The sequence below is a fragment of the Microcoleus sp. A6-C6 genome (assembly GCF_036705955.1).
Lineage (GTDB): Bacteria > Cyanobacteriota > Cyanobacteriia > Cyanobacteriales > Microcoleaceae > Microcoleus.
The window spans coordinates 21286-40942 of sequence record NZ_JAUBVR010000015.1 but is presented as its reverse complement, the minus strand read 5'-3'; the positions used below and the strand labels follow the sequence as shown (position 1 = coordinate 40942).

18 protein-coding genes are annotated in these 19657 nt (G+C 45.0%); 7 read left to right on the top strand and 11 right to left on the bottom strand.

Features of this window, described 5'->3' with window-relative positions; translation table 11 throughout:
- Positions 1-321: 321 nt before the first annotated feature.
- From aroF to QUB52_RS08960, 5 genes are all read right to left on the bottom strand, one after another.
- Complete coding sequence (gene aroF, locus QUB52_RS08980; protein ID WP_332972722.1) at positions 322-1383, bottom strand: 3-deoxy-7-phosphoheptulonate synthase; 1062 nt, start codon at positions 1381-1383, stop codon at positions 322-324.
- Between the two features lie 367 nt (positions 1384-1750).
- Positions 1751-2227, bottom strand: a complete 477-nt coding sequence (locus QUB52_RS08975) for a PAM68 family protein (RefSeq protein WP_265234677.1) — start codon at positions 2225-2227, stop codon at positions 1751-1753.
- A gap of 170 nt (positions 2228-2397) precedes the next feature.
- Complete coding sequence (gene rpsO / locus QUB52_RS08970) at positions 2398-2667, bottom strand: 30S ribosomal protein S15 (protein WP_265234678.1); 270 nt, start codon at positions 2665-2667, stop codon at positions 2398-2400.
- Between the two features lie 223 nt (positions 2668-2890).
- Complete coding sequence (gene ruvA, locus QUB52_RS08965) at positions 2891-3511, bottom strand: Holliday junction branch migration protein RuvA (protein ID WP_265234679.1); 621 nt, start codon at positions 3509-3511, stop codon at positions 2891-2893.
- A 168-nt stretch (positions 3512-3679) separates the two neighbouring features.
- Complete coding sequence (locus QUB52_RS08960) at positions 3680-6310, bottom strand: AAA-like domain-containing protein (RefSeq protein WP_332972724.1); 2631 nt, start codon at positions 6308-6310, stop codon at positions 3680-3682.
- A 968-nt stretch (positions 6311-7278) separates the two neighbouring features.
- Here QUB52_RS08960 and QUB52_RS08955 point away from each other — a divergent pair.
- From QUB52_RS08955 to QUB52_RS08940, 4 genes are all read left to right on the top strand, one after another.
- Complete coding sequence (locus tag QUB52_RS08955; RefSeq protein ID WP_332972725.1) at positions 7279-7488, top strand: hypothetical protein; 210 nt, start codon at positions 7279-7281, stop codon at positions 7486-7488.
- Between the two features lie 258 nt (positions 7489-7746).
- Positions 7747-8319, top strand: a complete 573-nt coding sequence (locus QUB52_RS08950) for a hypothetical protein (protein WP_332966543.1) — start codon at positions 7747-7749, stop codon at positions 8317-8319.
- Positions 8320-8543: 224 nt separating this feature from the next.
- On the top strand, positions 8544-9260 hold the full coding sequence (locus tag QUB52_RS08945; protein ID WP_332972726.1) for a GUN4 N-terminal ARM-like repeat domain-containing protein: 717 nt from the start codon (positions 8544-8546) through the stop codon (positions 9258-9260).
- Between the two features lie 214 nt (positions 9261-9474).
- Positions 9475-10035 (top strand): Uma2 family endonuclease, encoded by a 561-nt coding sequence (locus QUB52_RS08940; protein ID WP_332972727.1) that lies wholly within the window; start codon positions 9475-9477, stop codon positions 10033-10035.
- Between the two features lie 51 nt (positions 10036-10086).
- On the opposite strand, the gene QUB52_RS08935 is transcribed toward QUB52_RS08940, so the two are convergent.
- Positions 10087-10335, bottom strand: coding sequence for a hypothetical protein (locus QUB52_RS08935; protein WP_332976159.1), 249 nt, complete (start codon positions 10333-10335; stop codon positions 10087-10089).
- A gap of 123 nt (positions 10336-10458) precedes the next feature.
- On the opposite strand from QUB52_RS08935, the gene QUB52_RS08930 reads away from it, so the two are divergent.
- Both QUB52_RS08930 and QUB52_RS08925 read left to right on the top strand, forming a co-directional pair.
- Positions 10459-11862: an ATP-binding protein gene (locus QUB52_RS08930; protein WP_332972729.1), complete on the top strand. Its 1404-nt coding sequence runs from the start codon at positions 10459-10461 to the stop codon at positions 11860-11862.
- Complete coding sequence (locus tag QUB52_RS08925; protein WP_332972730.1) at positions 11852-13693, top strand: tetratricopeptide repeat protein; 1842 nt, start codon at positions 11852-11854, stop codon at positions 13691-13693. Before QUB52_RS08930 ends, QUB52_RS08925 begins: the two co-directional genes overlap by 11 nt.
- 49 nt (positions 13694-13742) lie before the next feature.
- Here the strand turns inward: QUB52_RS08925 and QUB52_RS08920 are convergent, their stop codons facing one another.
- The 5 genes from QUB52_RS08920 to QUB52_RS08900 form a co-directional block, all read right to left on the bottom strand.
- Positions 13743-13976: a DUF433 domain-containing protein gene (locus QUB52_RS08920; RefSeq protein WP_332972731.1), complete on the bottom strand. Its 234-nt coding sequence runs from the start codon at positions 13974-13976 to the stop codon at positions 13743-13745.
- Between the two features lie 33 nt (positions 13977-14009).
- The gene (locus QUB52_RS08915) at positions 14010-14729 is read right to left on the bottom strand and encodes a DUF2786 domain-containing protein (RefSeq protein WP_332972732.1); all 720 of its coding nucleotides are present in this window, start codon (positions 14727-14729) and stop codon (positions 14010-14012) included.
- Positions 14730-14933: 204 nt separating this feature from the next.
- Positions 14934-16148 (bottom strand): DUF790 family protein, encoded by a 1215-nt coding sequence (locus tag QUB52_RS08910; RefSeq protein ID WP_332972733.1) that lies wholly within the window; start codon positions 16146-16148, stop codon positions 14934-14936.
- 15 nt (positions 16149-16163) lie between these two features.
- The gene (locus QUB52_RS08905) at positions 16164-16625 is read right to left on the bottom strand and encodes a DUF3598 family protein (protein ID WP_332972734.1); all 462 of its coding nucleotides are present in this window, start codon (positions 16623-16625) and stop codon (positions 16164-16166) included.
- Positions 16626-16860: 235 nt separating this feature from the next.
- Entirely contained in the window at positions 16861-18396 is a 1536-nt protein-coding gene (locus QUB52_RS08900; RefSeq protein WP_332972735.1) for a DEAD/DEAH box helicase, read from the bottom strand.
- A 352-nt stretch (positions 18397-18748) separates the two neighbouring features.
- Here QUB52_RS08900 and QUB52_RS08895 point away from each other — a divergent pair, with 352 nt between their 5' ends.
- Complete coding sequence (locus QUB52_RS08895; protein WP_265234692.1) at positions 18749-19594, top strand: class I SAM-dependent methyltransferase; 846 nt, start codon at positions 18749-18751, stop codon at positions 19592-19594.
- The last annotated feature ends 63 nt before the right edge of the window (positions 19595-19657 follow it).

Below are 19657 nucleotides of genomic sequence, written 5' to 3'. Positions count from 1 at the left end.
ACCACGCCTCATACTCCTAAAGCCGTCATATTGATTACTTAAAGGCTCAAATTGAAACAATCTTAAATCGAAGTGCTGGCTAACTCAATGAGTAGAGCGTAAACGCAAAAAAACCATAGTACCTTGTAGATACTACGGTTTTTTTGGGCGATCGCCAACTGATTACTCAATACGCTTGAGTTAAAACTGTTTAGTCCCCGGAGATCCCCCTAAATCCCCCTTAAGAAGGGGGACTTTGAGAGCATTCTTGTCCCCCCCTTTTTAAGGGGGGTTAGGGGGGATCGGGCTTAAGCCAAGCGTATTAACTGATTACCGCGATTTCTACACCAAAACTGGCACCGGTTGCGGCCAACGTCCCATGACTTTACCAATTACAGCCAATTCTTCCATCAAGGTGTCGAACTGATCCGGTGTTAACGATTGCGGCCCGTCAGACAAAGCTTTTTTCGGATTCGGGTGCACTTCAATCATCAGCGAATCAGTACCAGAGGCGATCGACGCAAAGGCCATCGAAGGTACAAACTGCGCCCAACCAGTCCCGTGACTCGGGTCAACCATAATTGGTAAATGAGTCAGGGTTCGCAGCACTGGAACCGCCGACAAATCAAGCGTATTCCGCGTATACTGCCTGTCATAGCCGCGAATTCCGCGCTCGCACAAAATCACGTTGGGATTGCCCGCAGCCATGATATACTCGGCAGCCATCAACCATTCTTCAATGGTGGCGGAAATGCCGCGCTTCAGCAAAATTGGTTTGTCTTGAGCTCCGACTTTCTTCAACAGCGAAAAATTCTGCATATTTCGGGCTCCGACTTGGACTACATCGGCTACTTCTACGATCGCACTTAAGTCCGCCGCATCCATAACTTCGGTAATAATTCCCAAACCGCTAGCTTCCCGCGCCGCCGCCAATAGTCCCAAAGCACTCTCGCCGTGTCCTTGGAAAGCGTAGGGAGAAGTTCTCGGTTTGTACGCTCCACCGCGCAAAAATTGAGCGCCAGCAGCTTTGACGCGCATTGCCGTCTCAACAATCATTTCTTCGTTTTCGACCGAGCAAGGGCCTGCTACGACTGCGATCGGGTGATTTAGACCGATCATCACAGTTCCTAAAGGAGTCGCAACCGCTACGGAGCTCGGTTCACCTTGGCGGTATTCCAGACAAGCGCGTTTGTAGGGTTTTTCCACTCGCAGAACTTCCTCAATCCAGGTGCTCATTTCCCGCAGTTGCATCGGTTCGAGCTCGGCGGTGTCGCCTACCAAACCCATGACGACTTTGTAACGCCCGACGATTTTTTCTGGTGTCAAACCCCAGTTGGTGCGGAGTTCTTCGTCTAGTCGATCGATCTCGGCTTCTGGAGTGCCGGCTTTCATGACAATAATCATATTTTTTTCTGTTGTGTTGCGCTCAGACACGCATTATGACACGGATTTAGTGCTAAAAATAGATGCCGTGCGATCGAGCTTCTATTTATAGTCTTGGACGTAAGCGTAATTAGAAACCGGGTTTTTTTACAAAAATCCTGCGTTGTAGCCTTGAGATTAGGTGAAAAACCCGGTTTCTTTAGTCTTCATACGTCCATGACTGAACTATTGCAAAAATATCTAGGACGGGCTAGAAGCCCATCCCACAAAAATCATTTTTTCTTGTGGGGTGGGCTTCGACGCCGCCCGAAAATTTGATTAAAAGGACTTTTGCAATCTTGTCCACTGAACTATTAAATGTTGACTAATGACTGATGACTAATGACTTCTAACTTTTGGGTTTAGCCGCGCGCCACGCTTCTCGCATCCGTCCAAAATTAGTATTAAATTCTTCCCACCCCAGAGTGCTTCCTGAATTGTCTTCATCCCAGGAAGCCGAGAGAACTCCGTAGCTTAATCCCAGTACACCTAAACCAAAACAGCCCATGCTTACCAGCAATACTGCTGTGTTGGGTAAGTCAAACAGGCCTTTGCTGACTATCAAATAACTCACAAAAAATGTGGAAATTCCCAGGAGTGTCGGCGCGCCACAGAATACCGCTATGCGGGAGATCATGCGTTTGCTGACTGCTTCCGGGATGGATTGCGCCTGCGGGCCAGTTTTTTTTGTGGCTTTGGGCTGCTTGTCTGGTTTTGGTTCTTCTGTGACTGGCTTTGCTTCGGTTTCTGGGGGCTTTTTAGCGGTTTTTTTCCGATTTGAGGCCGGTTCAAAGGGTAGGCGCTGGGTGGGTGGTTCGGAGGACATATTTTTTGTTTAACCTGAAATCTCGAACAATTATTCAATAAATCTTGGCGAGGGTTTACGCAACTCTGATGGTTAATCAACGGTTTGAAACGGATTTGTGATCAGTGCGTAAATCCTGCTGGCGATTGTCCAAGATTCTTGAATATTGTCGCAAATTTTCGCTTGGCTGTTTAGCCGCGAATGCCTAGACGGGCAATTAATGCTCTGTAACGATCGACATTTTCCTTTTGCAGGTATGCTAGCAAGCGCTTGCGGCGGCTGATCATCATCATCAAACCGCGCCGGGAGGCGAAGTCTTTTTGGTTGATTTTCAGGTGGGCGCTGAGTTTGCTGATGCGATCGCTCAGCATGGCGACTTGGACATCTGCTGAGCCTGTGTCGGTTTCATGGGTTTGAAAATCGCCCATGATTTCTTGTTTGCGTTGTTGTGTAAGAGCCATGAATTGATTTTATGCTTTTTTGTACGATTGTCACAATCCCATATAGTATCACAGGGGAACCGTGAAGGATCAAATTTTTCGCACGGATGAGTTTATTTTTTTGAGCAGCATAGACTTGAATTGCCAACAGACTTAGGACGGGCTGGACATCCCACAATTTTTTTTCCTGTGGGATGTCCCGCCCATCCTGGGTGTATTCCCGGTTGCTGGATGTAGTATGTGATTATCTGCTTAAATGCCCGATCGCCTCACGAATCCAATCTTCCGCACCTTTACCCGACAAACTATCGTCTTGACAGAGATTTTGCAGCGCATCCAAGACTTCCGCCCCAGTGTATCCCATCGCCAGCAAGACCATCTCCACTTCTTCTTGAATAGCTGGGGGGACTCCGGCGGCCATTGAAGTTGTCAAACCTGCTTCCTGTCTCCATTCCGAGAGTTTGTTTTTGAGTTCGAGGACAAGGCGTTCAGCCGTTTTTGCGCCCACACCGGAGGTTTTGGCGAGGACACGGGTGTTAGCGCCGACGATCGCCTGTACTAAGTCTTGCATTCCTAGAGTATCAAGAAGTGCGATCGCCAATTGAGCACCAACACCGCTAACACTCGTCAACTGCCGAAACAAATCGCGTTCTGCCGCGCTACCAAAACCATACAATATGATTTGGTCTTCCTTAACTTGCTGGTGAGTAAAGATTTGGGCGACTTCGCCGGATGTTGGCAATTGACCAGTCACACGGGGCAAAATCTGGATTGCATAGCCAATTCCATTGACTTCGAGAATCAAGATGACGCGGTTGCTGCCTTTGCTGATATCGGCGACTGTGCCTTTGAGATAGCTGATCATATTGTTTTTGACTGAATACTACTATACTTCTGTATCGCTCTCATTGTTTTCTAATTCAAAATAAGCACAATTAGTAGGGTGCGTCAGTCTGGAAAACCCTAGTTTTTGATAGTAACCTGAAAACAGACGCACCCTACAACTATACTTCTGTATCGCTGTGCTGATTTTTCAATTCAAAATAAGATGCTCTTTAACCAAAGACAAATCAGTATTGCTAAAATTCACCACAAAAGCCACATTTAAATTTTCCAACGATTTGACAAACCACATAATTTCATCAGAAGCTTTACCTTCATAGTGGTTGAACAAAACAGAAAATCGCTTTTCCAACTCAGGTTTAACTTTACCCGAAAGCAGTAATATTTTCAGCAGTAAACCCATTGTCCGGCTGGGGCCGAGGTTGTATACCAAGTCGTAAAAAACATAGTGGCTGGGATGTTGAGGATTTTTCACTACCAAAAAATTGAACAATTGGTTGCAAGTCCGAGCTAACAATATATGATTTAATTTCGCCGAGTCGTTTTCGGGAAATATATTTTTGATGAACTTGTACAAGCGTTCGTTAAATTGACGCCCGCCATATTCTGGCTCGATCGACGAGATTAAATATTCATATAATGCTACTTTAAATGAGCCGTAAGATGGAATTTTTCTAGCATCTCTCAGAAAATATTGAGCCGATTCTTTGTAACTGCGATCGCCTGCTACTTTCCCGGCAAATTCTCTAACAGCTAAGTGCAGTTCCGCATCATTCAAAAGTGTGGGATTTGGCGCCGAATGCACAATTCCTATTTCTGTATTTCTCGGTTCAACTAAATAATTTAAATATTGAGACAAGTTTTTTTCAAATTGTCGCTGTCTTTGAAATTCCAGTTTTTTGATAGTTTGGTGGTCTTCCTCAATGCTGCCTTTGCTCAGCAAAGAATGCCCGTACAAATAAGGATACCGACAAATTAATTCACCCAAGGGAGCATGACTATCTTTTTCCTGCGGTTGCGGCTCTTGCTCTACGGCTTTTACTAAGCGCTCTAGAGTCTGAAATTCTTCACTTTGAGTAAAGAATGTTATTTGTTCTTGCAAGCGCTTGACTATGTAAAATTCCATCCCGAATCGGGGAGAAGTCTGCTTAAATAAAGCTACTAGATTGGCGATCGCAAATTTGTGCTGTGAGTGCAATTGCCAACGGTTGATCGGGATGTAGCAGCAGCGGTGGAGGATATATTTAAACTCCCGATCCGATCGCTTGACGGAGATGATATTATACAAAGTTGCTTCAATTTCGCGATCGGGATAGCCCATGCCGTCGATAAATAGCTTGCGGAAGCGCTCGATCACCTGTGCGGGTGATTCTTGTTCCACGCAGGAGACGATGTGATCGTACAATATCTGTTCGTTGCTGCCCGATAAAACAGCATCTGAGGGCGGGGTGAGAATACTCTCTGCACCACTGTCTGAACTGCTTTTTACAACTTGTGCGACAGCGACTGTGGGTTTATTTTGAAAATTCCCGGGATTCAAGAACCAATAATGTTCTTGGCTTAATTGTTTGTTTGCGGTCCAATCCAAAGCTGACTGCAAACTTTTCCCGGTCAACAACTGCGATTTATCTTCGCGATCGGAAGCCAGCCATGCTGCCAGCGCTTCGCGGTACGGAGCCAGATTTCCCAGTTCTTTTTCCACCCAAAACTGATTGAAAACAGATTGATAAATTAGGTTGGCAACTATTAATTTACCGTGAGTTTTTACCACCAATCCTGACAGTTGCAATTCGATTTTTTCGGGAGCATTATCGGCAGCAACTCCCGGCGTTTGTTCCGGTTTTTTGGGATCGGGCGGTTGCAAAATTTGCTGGTACAGCGTTAACAGTCTGGTGAGATCACAGCGGTTGTGGAAAAGGCGATCGCGAATTGCTGTCAAATGCTGGGGTTCGTCCCATTCTTCCCAATTTGTAATAATTCTGTGTTTGAGCAGTTGTTCCACCTGCTGGGCTTCGCAATTTCTGCCAATAAAATTCCCGTATTCAAGTACCAATTGGCACAGTCTTTGAGTCAAAAAAGGTTGACCGGCCGTCCAAGCTAATATTTCTTGGAGCACTTTTTGCGGGCGAAAAGCTTTGAGTGCCAATCCTTTTGTTAGTGGAAAACTTTCGTCCAGTTGCAATCGACTTAAATTAATTGACCGTCCAATATGAAAAGGGTTGCAGCTTGGATCTCGGATCAATTGTGACGGGGCTGCTACTCCGAAAACCACAAAATTCAGGCGATCGTATTCTGGTTGCTCTGCCCGCTTGGAGTAACAACTCCGGATCAAGGCGAAAAAATCGCTGGTACTGAAATTTAGGCTACTGGTGCTGTCAATGTCATCTATCAAAATTACCAGATTTTGCCGCAGAGACTTGAGCAGAACTTTTTCGATGAATATCTCCAATCGCTGCACGGGTGATAGCACTTCGCGATCGTTCCACCATTTGAGGGCATCAAACCTATTTGTGAGGCGTAAGCTGCTGGCGATGCGGTACACGATCGCGGCATACCATTTTTCGAGGGAAATTTCTGGGCTGCTGATGCTTCTCAAATTGATGGCGACAAAAGCTGTACCTTCTGCTTGCAACCTTTTGGCAGTTTGCACTAGCAGGCTGGACTTTCCCATTTGTGGCGAACTCAACACGTAGCAGAATTGTCCGGCTTTTAGTCCTTCGTAGAGTTCGCTATCTGCCGATCGCCTGACATAGGTGGGCGCATCGGCAGGCAAATATCCTCCGACTTGATATTGGTTGGTTGAGTTGACGTATGCTGTCATCTGCGAATTCATCAAGATCCTGCGCCCCTATACTGTGCGATCGAAAGGTTACAAATTGCAATAATTATTATTTCCAGCTTCCTATTATGGAAAATTTTTGTGCATCTTTCTCTATTGTCTACTAACTGACCTTTCTGTTGCTCAATCTTTACCGTATCTTTGCAACTGTTGACCTCAAATCTGGTTTCGCGGGCGATCGGACTCCGACACTTGATTCTTTACACTCGTTCACATAACGATATCAATTTTTGCTCGATCGGATTGAGAACACCAAAACGCCCTTGAGTTCATATTTTTTTACAATAATACTTTAAAATTCACCCGATGGTATGATGTTGCCAGGGAAACTCATAACCGCAATGGCGTCAACCTTCTGCCTCCGGCTGCGGAATGCCGCAGAAAAAGGCTCAGCAATGAGTAGCAATAAAAAACCTCAGCGTTTGGCTGAGGACTGCTTGAGTGGGAGATATCGTTAATCTGCGTTTTTTTTGTTGACTTAGATTGCATGAAATTCCATGCTGCTGACACTTCCCCAGCTTTCGCGTGCGGGAATCTTTAAGGACAAACTTTTGGGGATGAATCCACAAAAAGTTTAATTCTTAAAAGCGCTGTCAGTGCGCTGCTAGCCACTGGCTCAACGATAAAAGTTAAGTCTGTGGCTAATTTGTAGAAGATGCGCCCTGATGAATTAACTACCCGATAGATGAGCACCCTGATGGCATAACTCCCTGATGGATCGACGCCCTGATGGCCTTAGCCCCACTACCCAAAAAAATCTGGTTGGTGGATGATCGTGGACATTAGTAACACGTCACTTCCGGCGTTTCCGATCGCAAGCGGGTGTGCCTGTCTGAATTGATTATGGCAGGCAGATTTATCAGAAGACAAGTGGGCTATTGCATCAACCCACTTCTGACAGATCGGGTTAGCCAAAAGGTGTCTATCTACTCAAATCAGGGTCATCGAACATGAAAAACAGCATCTTAGTATTAGCAGTAGTTGCCACCGGTGGCATGAGCCTTTTCCATACGGGCAGTGCCGGCGCTTCTGCGATCGTCCGACAATCTTCATCAGCCAGCAGTTTGACGGCTTGGGAGAGTCGTCCCGACTTTAACTACACTGGAACGAATGAGGATGGGGAGCAAGAAGACGTAAAGACAGGTAAAGGCAGGAAATAATTGGCGCTGTCACTGGTTCGCTCATAGCGGTTGTGGTTGTGGTTGTGGTTGTTGTCGCAACAGCCTTGGCTCAAGGGTGAAAACTCGCTCGGAATATTCATTCTACCTAATCCGAGGGGTTGAAGTCAGAACGGTGAATGGGAAAATAAACAGGTAAGGCGAGTCTGTCGGTGGAGTTTCCCCGCCTATGAACTTCCTTATCTTCTGATGTTCGGGATTCGGATCTGGCACAATCGTATTTCATCTCGTAAAAACCCAATGGAAAATATTCTCGAAACTACCCGCAGACAGCGCGTATTGACAAGAACCCAGGAACGGCGTCAGGCGACACCAAAAGAAAAACAGTTAATTCACCTGCTGGCCAATATGGCTTGCAGTTTGATTAAATACGACTACAAACACGCAGCGGGGAAGGGAACCATCCCGCCTTCGGAAAGCAAGCGTTTAGCGGAATGGCACTACCTGCGAGTTCAGCAAATTCGCCGGATCGAACGCTCATTGGAGCCCGTAGCGACCCTGAAGCGCGTGTACTACAAGAGCATTCTCAGTCCGAGGGATCTGAAGTCTTTGAAGCTTTTGTGGCTTGAGGAGGACAAAAACCGCGTCAAACGGGTCGATCCTGAGTTGGATGACATCCTCAGCGAAGCTTTGGATCGGGGGGATACTTTGAAACAGCTATTTCACTCGATCGAGTCCAAAGAACGGATTTTTGCAGAAACTCCTCGCCCGGGCGTTGTACCGCTGTGGGTGAAAGAGTGGGAAGACTCGGAATATGACATCAACTATTTTCCGCCTTCGTTCTCTGCATGGGTGTCGATCGTGGACGATTAGGTTCGGCAAGAAACTCTTTGACATGGCATCGATCGCAAAAATCAGATGGTAAAGCTATTTGCGATCGCTGCCATTGGCGAGGAGTGCACGGGCGATCGGCATTAGGTCGGCCTTGCGCCCAGGCATCAGAGTACAGAGAAGTGAATCAGAGTCAGTAGCATTGTACAATGGGGGAAAACCAGGGCTTCAGCTAATAGCTGATAGCTGATAGCTGATAGTGTCCCATGACTGACTCGATTTCTACTTCTCCTTTAGACTCGGCGGCCGATACAGCCGAACTACGCTCTCAGTTGAGGTCTGGTTCGGAAAAAGCTCAACTGCAACTGCTGCAACAACACATAGCAGACGCCGGTTGGGATGTATTGATGGAATTTTTATTAGAGCGCAAGTCGCAGGAACCGACGGCGGTAATGGGTAAGGTTTACCAAATTCTTTATAGTGCTGACTCTGCGAGAGTGACGGAGTTTTTGCAAGCGAATTTTCCGACTGGAGTTGTGCAATTGCGATCGTCCGCTAACATTGACTACACTCCGCTGCAACAATTATTGGCGATACAGGAATTTCAAGAAGCCGATCGCTTGACATTAGAGAAGCTTTGTGAATTGGCAGGTGGAACAGCTTCGGTGAGAAAGTGGCTATATTTTACGCAAGTTGAGAGTTTGCCGGTGGCAGATTTGCAAACAATGAATACTTTGTGGAAAGTTCATTCCGAAGGCAAATTTGGCTTTTCGGTGCAGCGTGACATTTGGCTGAGTTCGGGGAAGAATTGGGATAAGTTGTGGCCGCTAATTGGCTGGAAGAAGGGCAATAATTGGACGCGCTACCCGCAAGAGTTTATTTGGGATTTGAGCGCGCCGAGGGGTCATTTGCCGCTGTCAAATCAGTTGCGGGGAGTGCAGCCGTTTTCGGCGTTGATGGCTCATCCGGCTTGGGCGAAATAAGACGGCCGTTGAAACCGCGTCTACACAAACGATGTCCGCCTCCGCGGACTTAAGAGAATCACGTAAAACGTGATTTTCACCGCCTATTATTCAACCCGCGCAGGCGGGTTTTGTTTGTATAGCCGCGGTTTCAACCGCCCGGTCTTCTTTTTAGAAATATTGGGAAATTTTGTATAATTGATATTTGAATTAATTAGCGAGAGGGCTACGAGTCATGGTAGGCATCGGAACCAAACTCAGTTTAGAAGAATTTCTAGCTTTGCCCGACGGAGATGTATATTATGAGTTTGTAGATGGTGAAGCAATCCCCAAAGTGTCTCCTAAATATTTTCATTCGACTTTACAGTTTGCTTTATGTCGCCTGATTGGTGTGTGGTGTAAAAGTCGCGGGCGAGTTGTTCCAGAATGGGCAATTTTGTTAAAGCGTCTGGGTAAAGATTGGGCACCTGTTCCTGATTTGACGTATATTTCCTATGAACGTCTGCCGAAAAGTTGGCGGCGGAATGAAGCTTGTCCTGCAATTCCTGAATTGGTGATTGAGATTATCTCTCCCGATCAAACCATGAAGGAATTTGAAGAGAAGGCGCAGGATTATTTGGCGGCAGGGGTTCCGCGAGTTTGGGTGATAGATCCCGAATTGATCTTAATTAGAAGCTTTTTCGCTGATGGTTCTAGTCAGGTGTATACGGATAGAATGGCGATCGCGGATGAGTTATTGCCTGGTTTGGATTTGACGACTCGACGGATTTTTGAAGAGGCCCAGTTGATTGATTGAGGGCGATCGCTCTTTTTGGGTAGGTGGAGCGATCGCAGCGAGTGCAAGATGTCAGTTATACTTCCATTTAGAAAATAATTCTTGCAACTCCAGAAGTGCGCGAATTTGTAGGCGCGATTTTTCAGCCTGTTCGAGGCTACAAAAAGGTTCAGAAAGTAATTTTTGAAGTTGTGTGATTGCTGCGTCAGCCAAGGTCAATTGTTTGTAATCGTGCATTTTTTTAGCCCGTAATGGATATTGGAATTGGCAAGAGATCGTGCCCTGTGCTTGCTTCCCTTCTCTATATTCGTTGAACAGCAAAGGCTTGACGGCTCTATTTCAACGCACCTCTGGCGCTCTCCAAAACTGAGCCAAAATTGAGCCGCGCCACAAATTGGCAGATGTTATAAGTTAAATATGGTTAATGAAGGTTAAAAAATCAGCATGGCAGCTACTCTTAGAGCATCGGAATCTGGGCTGGAAATTGTCGATCGAGCAAGAAAGAAGAAAGGCTGGAACAAAGACGCTCTTAGCTGGTATCGAGAGGCCTCAACTTCAAAAGCAACTTTAAAGCGGTTTTGGGGGCGGCGGAAGCCTATTAATCAGGAAGTTTTTGTCAATATTTGCAAGGCTGTAGAAGTGGATAACTGGGAAGATATTGTTGATAATACTCCCTTGTCTCAGACAGATTCGAGAGCAGAGTTTTTTGCTTTTGATGATGCTTGGGTAGGTCGAACAGACCTGATTGCTGAACTCGCAGAGAAAGTTCAGGGGTCATGTCGCGTGTTAATTCTTCTAGGCATCGCGGGAATTGGTAAAACGGCTTTAGCTGAAAGATTGGCGGTGGAGTTGCAAGACGATGGTCGTAAGTTTCATCAGGAGAATTTTGAAAACGAGCAACAAGCTTCGGATTTTGCTAGTGTCGCGATTCGATGGTTGGAAAAGTGGGGAGAACGCATTACGCCAGATGACCGCAAAGATACACAGCATTTGCTGAATCGATTGGTCAAGCGATTGCGAGAAAATCGGTATTTGGTGGTGATAGATTCTCTGGAACTGATTTTAAAAGGAAATGAAGAAGCAGGCTGGAATGGTTTTCAGGATGAGTTGTGGGCAAGATTTTTTGAGAGTGTTTTGGCAGTAGAATCTTGCCAAAGTCGGATCATCGTAACATCGCAGGATTTGCCAGAGCAAATTCCGGCCCGTTATAAAAATTTCTGGTATCGTCAAGAATTGAGGGGACTGACAGCATCAGAACAGTTAGACTTGTTCGATAAAACTGGACTAGAGGTTGAAATAGATTCACCAAACAAACCTTATTTAGAACGAATCGGGGCTGCTTATGAAGGGCATCCATTGGCTTTGCGGGTGATTGCTGGGGAAATTGGCAGTCAGCCTTTTTATGGCAACGTGGCGGGTTATTGGAATAAATACGGGCATGAAATTGAAGAAGTGGAGAAGGCAATTGAGGAAGCTAAGACCAAAGGAATAACCGCATCAGCAGATGACGACTGGCGACTCGATCGATATACTCGCGAACTGCGAAAAAATGTGCGATTCCGGCTGGAAAAGACGTTTGAGAGATTGAAAAAAGATGTTTTGAATGCTTATCGATTGCTTTGCGAAGCTTCTGTGTATCGCTGTAGAGTACGGGAGGAGTTTTGGCTGAGTCATTTGGAAGATTGGGATTGTGATGAGGAGAAGCAAGAGTTAGCTTTGGATGCGTTGCGCGATCGCTTTTTGGTAGAAGAAGAATTAATTGACGATGAGGTACACTTGCGACAGCACAATTTAATTCGCAGTGTAGCACTTGAACACTTAAAGCAATTGGGCGAAAATGATGAGTAACTTCATAGCACCTGAAAACTCAGTTGTGTTGGCTAGCGATACACCATCTGGTGAAAAAATTGTTTTAAGTGTTAATTTAGCATCTGTCAAATTTATTAAACCACTTTGGAAGCGTACTCACTACAGAGCCTCAATAAACTGGCTCACAAATTACAAACCTAAGTCGGATGCTTCCCAATTAGAAAAGGTACGGGGATATCTGGAGGCTTTTCATCATCTTTGTGAAATAGAAGAATGGATAGCAGCAGGTACTATTTTCTACATGATAATTAATACACCCGCTAAAGCCGAACTGCATAATCAACTGGGCATTTGGGGATATTATCGTGAAGTGATTGAATTAAATAAAGCCCTTTTAAATAAAATTTCCCCAAGCCTTGACCGTTCTTTCCTGACTGAGATTGGTGGTGCTTATCAACAACTAGGGCAACATGAACAAGCTCTTGAATTTTTTCAACAGGCACGGGAGATTAACAGGGAAGTTGGCGATCGCTCATTTGAGGCTGATTCTCTGCATAATATTGGCAATGTTTGCTACTGTCTAGGAGAAGTTCAACAGGCGATTCAGTTATATCAACAAGCATTGGAAATTACGCGAGAAATTGGCGATCGCCCTAGTGAGGGTTATTCTCTATGTGCTTTGGGTAACGTTTACCGTTCTTTAAGGCAAATTCAGGAGGCAATTCTACTACTGGAACAAGCATTGGAGATTGCGCGAGAGAGTGGCGATCGCTCGTTTGAAGCTATATCTCTTGTGAATCTGGGAGCTGCTTACAATTCATTGGGGCAGCACCAGCAAGCGATTGAATGCCATCAGCAGTCATTAGAGATTAGACGCGAAAGAGAGGATCGCTGGGGTGAAGCAAATTCTTTAGGCAATTTGGCTAATGCTTACCGCTGTTTGGGGCAAGTTCAACAAGCAATTGAACTTCATCAGAGGCGACTGAAGATTACACGAGAGATAAGCGATCGCCAAGGTGAAGCGGATTCACTTTTGGATCTAGGTGTTGCTTACCTCCATTTGGGAGAATACCAGCGGGCAATTCAGTTCAATGAGCAATCGTTGCAGCTTCAACGGATGATAGGACATCGCCGAGGCGAGAGTATGTCTGTGTCAAATCTCGCCGATGCTTATTGTTATTTAGGAGATTACAACCAAGCAACTCAGTTTTATCAGCAAGGGTTAGAAATTACACAAGAAATGGGCGATCGCTGGAGTCAAGCTACCTATTTACGTAAGTTGGGCTTAGCTTACTTTAATTTAGAACAAATTGAACACGCAATTCAATTTTATCAGCAATCGTTGGTAGTTGCTCAAGAGATAGGCGATCGCAACGGTGAAGGAATTGTACTGGGAAATTTGGGAAATGCGTGTCGTTTTGGAGGCAACTATCTTCAAGGGATTAAGTATCACCAGCAGAGTTTGACCATTTTTCGTGAAATTGACAATCGCCTTGATGAGGGAAAAGCGCTAGGAAATTTAGGAAATGCTTACTTCTCTATAGGAAATTATCCCCAAGCTCTTAATTTGCTCCAAGAGTCTTTAGCCGTTATGCAGGAACTCCAAAATCGCCAAGAAGAGGGGTATGCTTTAATTCATTTAGGTAAAGTTTACTGTGCTTTGGAAGACTACGATAAAGTGATCGCATACAATCAGCAACATTTAGCCATCGTGCAAGCAACCCAAGCAGAACTTTATCTGAGGTTGGGCGATCGCACTCTAGCGCTTGAGTATTGCGATCGCGCTTTATCCATATCCACAGAACTAGGCATCCCGCTAGCCAAAGAATGTCAAGAGTTAAAAGAAAAATTACTGAACCAACAAACATAAACTGTGACGTATGAGTGAGGAGAAAGATTTTGATCAAACAAAAGCAGTTTCATTGCCCAACAACTAACATCAACCGTTCCCGTTTAGCCGCGAAACTCAAACAAGTCAAAATATCCTGTTGGGTGAGATAAGGAAAATCATCTAGGATTTCTTGATAAGTCATCCCAGACGCGAGATATTCCAGCACGTCATAAACCGTAATTCTCATGCCTCGAATACAAGGTTTGCCACCTCGTTTACCCGGTTCTATGGTTATGATGTTAGCGATTTCTTGGTCTGACATGGCACTTTTAATTGTACAATAACAATCCCGAACTCAAACACATTCATTAAGCTGTTTTTGTTCTCCTTCCGGCTGCACTTGCTTTTGCAAACTAATTTTGTCACCGACTTCATACCCCGAATTAAAACCAGCTTCGCTGCTGACTTGAGAATCTGTTCTCGTTTTAACTTTAACCCCTCGGCCTTTTAAATAATCCGCGATCGCCAGTTGATTCTTCTCAAACATCGATCGCACTACAATAGCAGGAGTCGCCGCCGTATCAACCGAACCCGGAATCCCCGACTCCTCCATCTCCTGCTTTTGTTCCAGCAATCGCTGTCTCAGCCTTGTCGCGCACCCCACCCTAAAAGCATTCAGATACGCCAGTCCCCGGCCATTTCCCTTGCGATATTTCGCCCGTTTCTCGATCGCAGAACTCAAATATTCATAAAGGTGCTTGCAAACAATCAAGTTGGTAGAACTTCCCACCAAAAACATACTACCAGTATAACTGTTCCGCATACCAGTACAACCGTTAGCTTCAGCAATTCCCGAAAGCAGCATCATTTTCCAAGTGACAAATTTGGATGTTGTTTCAACTGAGTTTTCGTCAATCTCTTCTTGATGATTCGGGCCTAAATCGGCGAGGCCCAGATTGTACTGCGCCAGTAAAACGGAAGCTTTTTCGGCCGCCGCCGTCGATTCGTTTTCATTGGATGAGGTGGCGAGGGCTAACAGCTTTTTGATTTTTTCGACAATACTTGTGTCTGCCATTGTTCGATGGGTTGTGGGTGAGGGTAGGCGGTGGTATGGATTTGGGGATATTTCTATTTTACTGGAGTTTGGAATGTGCGATCGTCTTTTTAGGATAATTTAATTGATAGAAGAGGTTTTTTGAACCGCAGAGGGCGCAGAGTTCACAGAGGAAGAGAGGAAGAGAGGAAGAAAGAAGTTTGCAATTGATGGAATGATGGCATACTATTCGAGGACTTCTAGGACTGATTTAGGCTGCAATTTATCTTTAAACCAGACTATTTTTGCAGGAACATCTTTGATATTTACCCCAGCTTTTTCTAAATTCAGCCGTTCGGAAATAGCTAAAATCAAGTTATCACATCCAGATTTATGTACTTGTGCAAATTTCTTTTGTAAATACTCCGGCCGCCAATAGCCGACTATTTCTAAGATAAACACTCGCCCGTCGGGATGTACTAACCGAAAGTCGGGAATCATCACGCTTCCTGGAATTGGGATCAAATCAACTTCTCGTTCGAGTTTCCACTCGCTTTTTAAGCTATCCCACCTACTAGCAAATGCTGCTTCTAGCATACTATCATAGGGTTTGCCGGGGGGATAGTGGCTGACTAAACCGCAGTCGGAATTTAGGGTGAATTTACCTGTTTTTACAACCCCGCTAAAAGGATCTTTGGTTTGCAGGGTTGAGTGCATACTCCACTTGGTGACGTGCAGTAGTGCGGGCAGCATTTTTGCGAGGGCTAAGCCGTAGCGGGTGCTGGGTTTGAACAAGCTTGTAGGGCCGTCTATTGTCAGTGTAAAACCGTGGTCTGCATCGCCTTCAATATAAGTCATTAATTGAAATAGTTTCAGATAGCGAAATAAGAGTTTGTATTCTCCTGGATCGTTGCGGTGGGCGGTTAATTGGACTTGACTTGCTCGGTAAAATATGCCTTGAACTTGGGAAAGGTTGTATTTGTGAAGTAAGTTTTCGGGTGTTGGTGCGTCAAATTCGGTGAGGATTTTGTTTTCGTTTAAATCGGCGTATAAACCTGTTTTGATTTCGTGGGCAAAAACTTCTCTGTTTAAGTCTTGGCTGAGCTCTGTGGCTACTGTTTCGAGGGTTATTTGGGTGGATTGTGGGCTGGGAGTCGATCGCGCGGACAAGGCAAATACTCGCTGTCTCAAGTCCGAGGGTTCTAGGGGGCTGATGACTTCCAAGGTGCTGAAACCGCCTTTGAGGAGGTGCGCTAATCCCCGTTTCAGCCGATAGTCGGGGCTGTCGCCTTCTAATTCTAGCAAGCGTCCGTCGAGTTCGCCTTGGGTTTTGCCGATCGCCTCTTGGAAACAGTCGATCGTTTCCTTAGCTGCTTCTAAGTTTTTTGCATCTATCTTTAGGCGGAGAGGAATGATTGATTCGCCGTTTTGGCGGTGACTTAGTAAGTCGGTTGGTAACATAAGCAGTAAAAACTTTTACTCAATTTTTTGTTCTACAATCACCATAACTCCCCTAAGTTTTCCCTCTTCTGTCAAGCTTTGGGTAGTCCGAATTAGCCGATTGTCAGTGACGAGATTGATTGTTTCAACGGCCCTGAGAATGTTAGTTGCTTTATCCCATATTTGAAAAACTATCAGATGATCTCCAACTTCTGTCGCTAGTGTCTTGTAGTTAGAAAATATAGAATCAGGACTTTCAATTTCCACTTGTCCTTCACCGACAACATGACCCACAAAAGTTTGGGTTTCAGTCTTGCCATTGGCATAGGTTTGAACGTTAGTTTGCCTCCACTGGTTGTCAACAATTTCCTGGGTTAACACTGCTGTAAACTTCTGCATTTCTTTGCAGTCAGCATCTAGTATTGTCCAGCTTCCCTCCCAAATTCCAGTATGTTTTGGAAAGACTTTAAAGTTTCTTATTTGTCTGGTATCGCTCATTTGTAGGTAATCTAAATTAATTGATTATGAGATTATACACTAAATTGGCTATATTCAATATTTATTTTGGTCATCAGTTTTGACCTATTTTCTTGCTGGTTCTGCTGATTTTTTTGTCGCCTCTAGGTTGACTTTGTAAATTGATTTAAAATTTTAAAGAAACCTAGAAGTGATTTAATTATATAGCAATCCTTTCCTTAAAACTGCCATCCCACAACTAACTTCTTTAAGCTTGTTACCAGGGAATGTCATCATCATCTCCCCATTTTGCGGGTGTTTCTGCGGCTTTTTTTGTTGTCTCTCGGTTGACTCCGTAAATTGGTGTTGGCTTGACAGTTTCTAATTTCGGATATTCGGTTGGTGGTGGTTCTGTTTGTATTTTTGGTTGCGGTTTGTGAACTTGCATTCCGCCTCGGCGACGCTGCGATGTTCTTTCTTCACTGGTGTCTTCGGTGACGACTTCGTAGAGAATTGCTAACTTATTTGCATCGCTGCTTTTGCGGAGAACTCGACCTAATCTCTGGATGTATTCGCGTTCGCTTCCCGTACCTGATAATATGATCGCAATTCTCGCGTCTGGTACGTCAACTCCTTCGTTGAGGACGTGGGAAGCGACGAGGGTTTTGTATTCGCCGCTGCGAAATCTATCGAGGATTTCGTGTCTTTCTTTGACTGGGGTTTGGTGGGTGATTGTGGGGATGAGAAATTCTTGGGAAATTCGGTAGACTGTGGCGTTGTCTCCGGTGAAGATTAAGGTACGCTGGGGAGAGTGTTCTGCTAATATTTGAGCTAGGATTCTCAGTTTGCCTTCGGTACAAAGGGCGATTTCTTTGGCTTGGCGGTGGGCAATCATGGCGCGCCTTCCTAATGGCGATCGCGCGCTGGCCATGATAAACTGTTTCCAACCTTCGAGGCTGGATATTTTGATGTTAGACTGTTTTAAGAAGTCGTTGCGAATGTTCATGGATTCGGCATAGCGATCGGTTTCTTCTTTTGACAGTTTGACCATGATTTGAACTATTTTATGGTCGGCTAATGCGTCGCCTGCTAAATCTTCTGGTTTTTTGCTATATACTGTCGGGCCGACGAGGAAATGTAAGTCGCTGTGGCGGCCGTCGGTGCGATCGGGTGTTGCTGTTAATCCGAGTCGAAAAGGCGCGATCGCATATTCGGATATTACCCGATAAAAGTCCGTTGGTAAATGGTGGCATTCGTCAAACACCAACAAGCCGTATTTATTGCCCAAGGTTTCGGCATGAATGCTGGCGCTGTCGTAAGTTGCGACTAAAATTGGCGTTTTGTCCCGCGAACCTCCGCCCAACAATCCAATTTCGATGTCGGGAAAAGCTGCTTTTAAATTAGCGTACCACTGGTGCATTAAATCGAGAGTCGGTACTACAATTAGTGTACTGCGACCTGTGACTTGCATGGCTAATTGTGCCAGATAAGTTTTGCCGGAAGCGGTGGGGAGGACGACTACTCCTTGGCTTCCCGCTTCCTGCCAAGCTGCGAGGGCTTCTTGTTGATGCTGGTAAGGCTGCATTTCAAGGCTGGGCACGAGTTCAAGTAGTTCGTATCCCCTAGCTTCGTCGGTGAAGTTAGTACACTCGGCTTGGAGCGATTCTACCAGCGGGCGGTAGTGAATGGCCCGAATGCGGAATTTTTCCACGCGATCGTCCCACGTAGCAAAGTCCGCCCAGTCTCTGCCTTTGGGCGGCGGGTGCAACAGGAGCGTTCCGCGATCGAATGTTAGGGTTGGTATGCGGGGCATTTGTTTTTGAGACGCGCTGAGTGCAAGCCTGTTAAATTATAGGCGATCGATCAAATATATTGACAGCAGACTCTCTATAAGTTATTTTTTTTCTAAGCAAATCTATAGAAGCACAATCTACTTTATACTGTTACAGGTTGTTTGTTGAGATTTTTACCCTTTTTTTGGCAAACTTATTTGCCAAAGTGTCAAAATTTTGTAGTAGGGACTTTAGTCCTTGCCGCTGACGGGGAAAGAAAAGAATGAAGTCCTGACTGCAAACGGCTTGGGAAAGAAAAAACTGAAGTCCTGACTAAAAAGGGGTTTTTATCGAGTTTCTCCATGCTTTGAGCTCACTTACCCTCTGAATAATATGTTAGACTTTATCAAATACAAACAAAATTTTTTAGACGCGACTAAAGACTGGGATAACGAGAAATGGAATAATTGGTCTGACAATCCATTGGTGATTTATGCTCCAATGCTTCAACACAGCCATATCAAAAATTGCCGTTTGGTTGAAAACCGCCTTAAAATGTTGGAATTTTTACCTAAAAATAGTGTGGTTGCTGAGGTTGGAACTCAATACGGACGGTTTGCAGAGAAAATTATTTCTATTACCAAGCCCCAAAAACTGCACCTCATAGATTATAGTTTTGACTTGTTTAAACAAGAGCTAAGTCAGAAAGAAATAAATATATTTCAAGAGGGGATAGAAAATGGAACTATCGAGCTTCACGAAGGCGATTCCTCTACAATTTTAAGCAGCTTTCCTAACGAGTATTTCGACTGGATATATATCGATGCCGACCACGCCTATGAAGGTGTCTGCAAAGATATTCAGCAAGGTTATACTAAAGTCAAGCCCGACGGAATGATGGTTTTTAACGATTATACGAATTGGTCGGTATGCGAGATCATACCTTATGGTGTTGCGAAAGCAGCAAATGAGTTTTGTATTGCGAATGATTGGGAAGTAGTATTTTTAGCACTTCAGTCTCTAGGCTATCATGATATTGCGATTAGGAAAAACCCTGGGGAAAAGGAGGTGCGAATTCAGTTGCAGGAGGCTAAGTCGGAATTAGAAAACTCGCAGCTTCAGATGCAGCAGCTTGAGTTAAAGTTGGAACAGGCTAAAAGCGCGATCGACTTTATGGAAAATGATAAATTTTGGAAATTGCGATCGCACTGGATGAAAATCAAACAAATATTCTCCTAGCCCCGCCGGATTCCCAAATCTAAAATCTCCAAGAGTATTGTCCCGGTGGGGCTGGTTTTTAGG

Coding starts and splice junctions, on each gene's coding strand:
- QUB52_RS08900 (WP_332972735.1), bottom strand. CDS start 18,396: ATGCCCCGCATACCAACCCTAACATTCGATCGCGGAACGCTCCTGTTG.
- QUB52_RS08925 (WP_332972730.1), top strand. CDS start 11,852: ATGATGAGTAACTTCATAGCACCTGAAAACTCAGTTGTGTTGGCTAGC.
- QUB52_RS08940 (WP_332972727.1), top strand. CDS start 9,475: ATGGTAGGCATCGGAACCAAACTCAGTTTAGAAGAATTTCTAGCTTTG.
- QUB52_RS08955 (WP_332972725.1), top strand. CDS start 7,279: ATGAAAAACAGCATCTTAGTATTAGCAGTAGTTGCCACCGGTGGCATG.
- QUB52_RS08945 (WP_332972726.1), top strand. CDS start 8,544: ATGACTGACTCGATTTCTACTTCTCCTTTAGACTCGGCGGCCGATACA.
- QUB52_RS08975 (WP_265234677.1), bottom strand. CDS start 2,227: ATGTCCTCCGAACCACCCACCCAGCGCCTACCCTTTGAACCGGCCTCA.
- QUB52_RS08910 (WP_332972733.1), bottom strand. CDS start 16,148: ATGTTACCAACCGACTTACTAAGTCACCGCCAAAACGGCGAATCAATC.
- QUB52_RS08905 (WP_332972734.1), bottom strand. CDS start 16,625: ATGAGCGATACCAGACAAATAAGAAACTTTAAAGTCTTTCCAAAACAT.
- ruvA (WP_265234679.1), bottom strand. CDS start 3,511: ATGATCAGCTATCTCAAAGGCACAGTCGCCGATATCAGCAAAGGCAGC.
- QUB52_RS08895 (WP_265234692.1), top strand. CDS start 18,749: ATGTTAGACTTTATCAAATACAAACAAAATTTTTTAGACGCGACTAAA.
- QUB52_RS08950 (WP_332966543.1), top strand. CDS start 7,747: ATGGAAAATATTCTCGAAACTACCCGCAGACAGCGCGTATTGACAAGA.
- QUB52_RS08920 (WP_332972731.1), bottom strand. CDS start 13,976: ATGTCAGACCAAGAAATCGCTAACATCATAACCATAGAACCGGGTAAA.
- QUB52_RS08930 (WP_332972729.1), top strand. CDS start 10,459: ATGGCAGCTACTCTTAGAGCATCGGAATCTGGGCTGGAAATTGTCGAT.
- QUB52_RS08915 (WP_332972732.1), bottom strand. CDS start 14,729: ATGGCAGACACAAGTATTGTCGAAAAAATCAAAAAGCTGTTAGCCCTC.
- rpsO (WP_265234678.1), bottom strand. CDS start 2,667: ATGGCTCTTACACAACAACGCAAACAAGAAATCATGGGCGATTTTCAA.
- aroF (WP_332972722.1), bottom strand. CDS start 1,383: ATGATTATTGTCATGAAAGCCGGCACTCCAGAAGCCGAGATCGATCGA.
- QUB52_RS08960 (WP_332972724.1), bottom strand. CDS start 6,310: ATGACAGCATACGTCAACTCAACCAACCAATATCAAGTCGGAGGATAT.